The sequence below is a fragment of the uncultured Alistipes sp. genome (genome assembly GCF_902388705.1).
GTDB lineage: Bacteria > Bacteroidota > Bacteroidia > Bacteroidales > Rikenellaceae > Alistipes.
Map to the genome: position 1 here is coordinate 1 of NZ_CABMQJ010000122.1, position 2,074 is coordinate 2,074.

General features: G+C 66.7%; 4 protein-coding genes. All 4 read right to left on the bottom strand.

The window, feature by feature from the left end:
• On the bottom strand, positions 1-650 hold a 650-nt coding region (locus tag QZT71_RS12400; RefSeq protein ID WP_295916662.1), incomplete at its 3' end, for a ComEC/Rec2 family competence protein.
• Entirely contained in the window at positions 650-1,105 is a 456-nt protein-coding gene (locus QZT71_RS12405) for a hypothetical protein (RefSeq protein WP_295916663.1), read from the bottom strand. The genes QZT71_RS12405 and QZT71_RS12400, both read right to left, overlap by 1 nt.
• 207 nt (positions 1,106-1,312) lie before the next feature.
• Complete coding sequence (locus QZT71_RS12410; RefSeq protein ID WP_295916664.1) at positions 1,313-1,732, bottom strand: structural protein P5; 420 nt, start codon at positions 1,730-1,732, stop codon at positions 1,313-1,315.
• The coding region (locus QZT71_RS12415; RefSeq protein WP_295916665.1) for a phage holin family protein at positions 1,725-2,074 on the bottom strand (350 nt) is incomplete at its 5' end. The genes QZT71_RS12415 and QZT71_RS12410, both read right to left, overlap by 8 nt.

A 2,074-nucleotide genomic window follows, 5' to 3' on the forward strand; every position in this document is an offset into this window, starting at 1 on the left:
GAGGCGGCGAGGCTGACGGCGAGTGCGTCTGTGAGCAGGTTGAGCGCCCGCCACCGGGTGTGGAGCCTGCGGCAGAGCGGCACGCCCCATGCGACGATGGCCGCCACGGCGATGAACGAGAGCTGGAAACTGATGTCCCCGAGCCATGCCGGATTCCACAGCAGCATGCCGAAACCTGCGGCGGCCAGGGCGTTGAGGGCGACGTATTCCGAGGCCGAAGCCAGCGCGAACTGGAGCATCGTGCACATGACGGCGGCCCGTACGGCGCTGGGCGGAAATCCCGCTGCGGCGACGTACAGCCAGATGCAGGCCGCCGCCAGCAGGTTGCGTACGAGGTGTCCGCGGCGCAGCAGCGGCAGCCACCACAGCACGAGGTTGACCAGCGCGAAGACGATGCCCGTATGCAGGCCCGACACGGCCAGCAGGTGCGACAGTCCGCTGCGCGACCACGTTGTGCGCAGTTCGGGTGTGATGCCGCTGCGGTCGCCCGCGGTCATGGCCCGGCAGATAGCTCCTGCGTCGCCGGGTATGCGGAGCCTTCCGATTCGCTGTGCCGCCTGCAGGTGCAGGCCGGTATTCCGTTCGGGCAGGCGTTCGAGGAGCGTCCGCTCCGACAGATGCAGCGTTCCCGCAAACCCCCGCCGGGCCATCAGCCGGCGGTAGCTCTCCGGCAGCGGATACGCTCGCCGGGAAAGAGGGCGGTGAGGCTGTCGGCGTAGAGCATTATCCGGTCGCCTGCGGCGTGCCATGTGCCCTTCGACGGGTCGCGCCACGCCACGGCGGTCGCTTCGGCCGCCGTGTAACGGCCGCGGTCGGCGGGAATGCCCTCGACGGCGAGTTCGTAAGTGGTGTGCACGCCGTAAGGCACGGTGCGTGCCGTGTCGCGGAGCTGCGATGCGGCGAATCCCGCCGTAAGCAGCATCGCGAGGGTGCAGAGCGGTGAGCGCAGCAGCAGGGCCAGTGTCCCGCAAAGCAGAAAAGCCCCTGCGAGAAACCACAGGGGCAGTGTGAAACAGTCGGCGATGAGGATTCCCGCCGCGAACGGCGCGACGGCTTTCACCATCGGCATGCGGTCGAGTCTTGCAAGCAGGAATCCGGGTTTCATGGATACAAATATAACAAAAACAGGCTGTCCGATGCGCTGTCCGGGCGCAATATTTCCGCGTCGGGGATTTTTTTCGGGACGGTATTGCGGCGGGGGATGCCGGCCGTTTCCACACGCCTGCATCCCCGGTTGCGGCAGGGTTTGCCGTGTTTTCTCTGCCCCCCCCTCGCTTTTCCGGCTTTTTTGCGGCGGCCTTTCCGGCGCGGTTCAGCGGGAGTGCCGGGCGTCGCTTGCAAACAGCTCCCAGCCTTTCGCCACCTCGTCCATATCGGCCGCGACGCCGTTTTCGACGCGCGAAACGGCCGCCGCCATGCGGAGCATCGTCGTCCGGTCACGGGTGTCGAGCGGCCGGTCGGCGGGGATGCCCACGGCTTCGGCGACGGCGCGGATGTAAATCGCGGTGTGGTTCTCCGCGGGCGGGGCCCAGCGCGAAATCATGCCGCGGATCGTGTCGAGGCCGTGGCGGATACGGTAGGTGTCGAGCAGTACGAAAATCGCCCGATAGCCCCACGCGGGGGTTTCGAACTGTTTGAACGCCGGGTCGCGCGAAGGACGTACTTCGCCTTTGTAGCGGACTTTTGACTGCCGGATGTTGCCCGGGTTGCAGTTGTCCAGCCCCCTACTCATCGCCCGCCTCCTTTCGGATGCGGCGGCGGACATAGCGCCGCAGCCAGCGGAACAACGGTGCGTCGGAGAGCTGCGAGGCGTTTTCGAGGAACGACCATAGCTCCACGCCGCAGGTGAAGCCCGTGAAAATCCGCGCGGTGTTCAACTGCATGAACTCCAGGATACAGCTGTCTATCAGCCACGCCATGGCGATGGCCGTGACCGTGAGGCCGAGTTTGAGCACCGTGCGCCACGCTTCGCGGCTTTCGAAATACCATGCGCGGCCTCCGCGGCGGGCGGCTGCGCGGCTGGCGGCCACGCCCGAGAGGAAGTCGATGCCGATAAAGAGCACGGCGCACGCCA